Raw genomic sequence first — 3,956 nt, 5'->3', positions numbered from 1 at the left:
AGTCGGGGTCGCGCTGTCTAATATTGTAACCATCGTGCTGCTGATAATTCCAATGCTTTATTTTTCTCTGCGAAGAACACCCGTAACGGTAACTGCATTTCTAGACGCGGTTAGCACTCCGGCGATTGCGAGTGGGATGATGGCAGGAGTTTTGCTATCGATTCATGGTCTGGTAGATCGATATGGCATGGCGGTCTCATTGCTTTCAGGTCTGGGAGCCGCTGCTATTGTTTACCCGGCGGGGTTGTTTCTGACTCCCCGTGGGAGAAAAGAGCTTTTAACGTTGCTGGCCGCACTATTGAGTTCTTTCAGGCGGCACGAGCCAGCCGAAGTAACATTAAGCCAAGCCGAAAGCGTACCCGCGGCCTGACGCTTGCCGGATATCCCTCAGAAATTTTTCTCACATGAGAATTCTCGATCTGGTCCAGGGCATTGTCCGTAGGCTTACTCCGGCTGTGTCGAGACGGCTCTTCCGACGTTTGTTTTTCTGGCTGCCTTTTTTGTGTTCGTGGTCAATAAGTCACTGCCGAAGGATCCTGGGACGATCGGGCGAGCTTTCCTGCGATATCCTATTCGTGATGGATAAGCTCGATAAAAACTGGATCCTTGGTGCTATCTGTCGGGAGATCGCCAATTGCGCTCCCGGAAAGGTCGGCTTTTACTATGGTGAATTGTATCCTTCGTCGCCTTTTTGGCCGAGGCCAATCAAATTACCAGATGCGAAGGTATACTTCTTCGCCCAAGAGGTTTTTCTTTTGCAGTGCCTCAAAGCAAGCCCGGCAATCTGGTCCAGACCAAAATACGTTTGGTATACACATCCTGCGGAGTTAGGACCAACCAACGAGTGTGTTTTTTCCTTAAATCTGGCTACAAAAATCTTTTCGACATGCTCGTTGTTCGTCGATCTACTCACCCAACAAGGCGTGCAACCCGAGAAGCTAACCTGTGTTTTAGGTGCTGCTGATCCAGATTTCTTTTCTCCTCACCAGCGTTCATCTGACGGTTTGGTCGGCTTCTGCACCGCTTTCTACCCACGGAAAAATCCCGAGCTTATTTTGGAGTTGGTTAAGGCTCTGCCTAACCGGTCTTTCATCCTTGTTGGGCGAAACTGGGACCAGTATGATCGTTTTCCTGAGCTTAAAGAACTTCCGAATTTTCAGTACGTGAATGTCCCGTACTCGGAGTATCCCAAGTATTACGAAAAGATGAGCGTCTTTGTTTCCGCCAGCAATCTGGAAGGTGGACCGATACCGTTAGTCGAAGCCATGATGTCGAATATCGTGCCGGTGGCCAGCAGGACCGGGTTTGCACCAGATCTAATAAAACATGGCCGGAACGGGTTCATGTTTGATGTCGGGAGCCCGGTCAAACTGATCGGTGATTTGATCACGCAAGCCTTCGCATTACAAACAGATATCCGGGTTACGGTTGAACATCTGAGCTGGAGAAATTTCTCTCTCCAAATGAACGCGGTAATGGCGGAATCAACATTAAAAGATATTGGGCAACAAGAGAACATTACTGAGGTGGCCGAGGGTCAGAACCAAGTATGAACAATACAATCCAACAAGAGAGACCAGGGATTAAAGCTACCCAGAATACTGCCTCGAGCTCGTTAAAGTGCCGATTTTGTGGAGCGCTGCTGGAGGAGACGTTTGTGGACCTGGGGATGTCCCCATTGTGCGAAAGCTATCCTACAAGGGATGAGCTTAACCAGATGGAACCCTTTTACCCGTTGTGCGTGAAGGTGTGTGAAAGCTGTTTTCTCGTGCAGTTGGAACAATATACCAGCGCTGAGCACATTTTTACCGAATACGCTTACTTCTCTTCCTTTTCGGACAGCTGGCTAAGACACTCATCGAATTACGTCGACATGATTTCCAACCAGCTTCACTTGGGAAGTCAAAGTCTCGTGGTCGAATTGGCCAGCAATGACGGGTACCTGCTGCAATATTTCATCAAAAAAGGCACTCCCGTTCTTGGTGTCGAACCCGCAATTAACGTCGCCAAAGCTGCCGAACAGAAGGGTGTTCCTACCCTGACAAGATTTTTTGGACGCCAGACCGCGTTAGAGATGGTGGCGAATGGCCAAATGGCGGACTTAGTAATTGGAAACAATGTTTTGGCCCAGGTGCCTGACATTAATGATTTCGTGCGAGGTATCCGCATCCTTCTGAAACCGGGAGGAGTAGCCACTCTTGAGTTCCCGCACCTCCTCCGGCTGATGCAGGAGAATCAATACGACACGATCTACCATGAGCACTTCTCCTACTTCTCGCTGGTCACGGCCGAGAAGATTTTTGCAGCCCATGGCCTACTTCTGTTTGATGTCGATGAAATCCCTACCCACGGCGGCTCCCTTCGTATTTATTTGCGCCAGGTAGAGGACGGTTCCAAGCCGGTGACTTCTGCCGTGCTCAATCTGCGCGACCGCGAGCTGGCTTTCGGCCTGAACCGCATATCGACTTACACGACTTTCTCTGAGCAGGCGATGGAGTCGAAGCGGGAATTGCTTAAGTTGCTGATCGATCTCCGCCGTGAGGGAAAGCGAGTGGCGGGATATGGTGCACCGGGTAAAGGAAACACGCTCCTAAACTACTGCGGAATTCGAAGTGATTTCCTAGAGTTTACGGTTGATCGCAACCCTTACAAACAAGGGAAGTTTCTTCCTGGGACCCACATTCCGATTTATTCGGTTGAGGAGATTCGCAATCGCCGCCCGGATTACATAGTTATTCTTCCCTGGAATTTGATGGATGAGATCATCGGGCAACTAGACTATGCCCGGGCTTGGGGCGCGAAATTCATAGTACCGATCCCGGTGGCACGAATCCTAGAATAAGGAGCGAAAGCAATCCTTTGGTTCGAGGAAAAGCGAGAAATCACGACGTTGGAAATGAGAGTGGCGCGAACAAGCTAGACAAGAATCGCGCATGGCATCTTCGTTGCGGTAGAACCTGATTGTGAACGAAGTTTACGTCTTTCTTACATGAAACCACTCGAAAGACGCGGCTTGCCAAAGCAAGCCTGGCGCTTCCTCTGCATTGCCGGCGGCATCACGTTGTTTGATTGGACCACAATTTGCTGTTCTTTGCCTGCTCATACCTTCTTCAGTGGCTTTCGTAATTTCGTTCGCTGTTGCCGTGGCGATTCGGTTCTGGCTGGATCGAACTTTTACTTTTATCATCACGCAGGGCAGCTGGCGCTGTCAGCTGGTTCGATATTTCCTATCTTGCACGATCACATTTTGTATTAGTTTTACCACCTTCCAGGCCGCCAGATATCTTGTTGTGCCTCCATTCCCAGCAAAAGTCTTTTCGACTGGATGTGGAACGATCTTCGGATTTATATTGTTCAAGTGTTTCGTATTTGCGCAATCACTTGTGTCGACGGGTAGCTTCAGCGAAGAGGGAGCTAAGTCGTAGCGCAACAACCTATCATTCGGAGTAATGCGCAACCCGCTCAGGTGCTGGTCCTTAAATCGGCGGCAGGTTAGATGATAGCTTCTGGCATCTCCGTTTCCGTGATTATCGCGACCCACAACCGCGCGTCTGCGTTGCGGCAAACCTTGGAGGTCTTGAGCAAAGTGAGAGTTGCGAAGGATTGGCAAATCGAACTGATAGTCGTCGACAACGCTTCTAGTGACGACACCGCTGCGGTGATCCGGAGCGCGAAGTTCACCAACCTAAAAGCGGAGTACTTGTATGAACCAACAAAAGGGAAGAGCAATGCTCTCAACAGTGCATTTCGACGAGCCGGAGGGGAGATCATTTTACTGACCGATGACGATGTGTCGGTCGCCGAAGATTGGGTTGAGCAGATGATCGCCGCGTTCGAACAAGACCAAGCTGCCGCCGTCGTCGGCAAAATCGTGCTAGCGGAGAATCTGTTGCGGCCGTGGCTACGTCCGGTTCAGCGATGGTGGTTGGCGGCTCCTCAGGACCAGGTGAATGATT

Annotated in this window: 5 protein-coding genes; all 5 read left to right on the top strand. The window is 50.3% G+C overall.

The window, feature by feature from the left end; genetic code table 11:
- A partial coding sequence (locus JOZ06_RS20100; protein WP_293235745.1) for a hypothetical protein occupies nt 1-370 on the top strand: 370 nt, incomplete at its 5' end.
- Between the two features lie 208 nt (nt 371-578).
- Nucleotides 579-1,553 carry a glycosyltransferase family 4 protein gene (locus tag JOZ06_RS20095; RefSeq protein WP_293235743.1) on the top strand — a complete coding sequence of 325 codons (975 nt, stop codon included), beginning with the start codon at nt 579-581 and terminating at the stop codon, nt 1,551-1,553.
- Between the two features lie 8 nt (nt 1,554-1,561).
- Nucleotides 1,562-2,842 carry a class I SAM-dependent methyltransferase gene (locus tag JOZ06_RS20090; RefSeq protein WP_366815129.1) on the top strand — a complete coding sequence of 427 codons (1,281 nt, stop codon included), beginning with the start codon at nt 1,562-1,564 and terminating at the stop codon, nt 2,840-2,842.
- A 271-nt stretch (nt 2,843-3,113) separates the two neighbouring features.
- Nucleotides 3,114-3,425, top strand: a complete 312-nt coding sequence (locus tag JOZ06_RS20720) for a GtrA family protein (protein WP_366815127.1) — start codon at nt 3,114-3,116, stop codon at nt 3,423-3,425.
- 71 nt (nt 3,426-3,496) lie between these two features.
- Nucleotides 3,497-3,956: glycosyltransferase family 2 protein (locus JOZ06_RS20085; RefSeq protein ID WP_293235741.1), on the top strand; the 460-nt coding region annotated here is incomplete at its 3' end.

Origin of the sequence: Paludibacterium sp. (assembly GCF_019232825.1) — a bacterium.
Classification (GTDB): Bacteria; Pseudomonadota; Gammaproteobacteria; order Burkholderiales; family Chromobacteriaceae; genus Paludibacterium.
Note: the sequence above shows the minus strand (reverse complement) of the source record. Positions and strands in the feature narration are given on the sequence as shown.

Coding starts and splice junctions, on each gene's coding strand:
- JOZ06_RS20095 (WP_293235743.1), top strand. CDS start 579: ATGGATAAGCTCGATAAAAACTGGATCCTTGGTGCTATCTGTCGGGAG.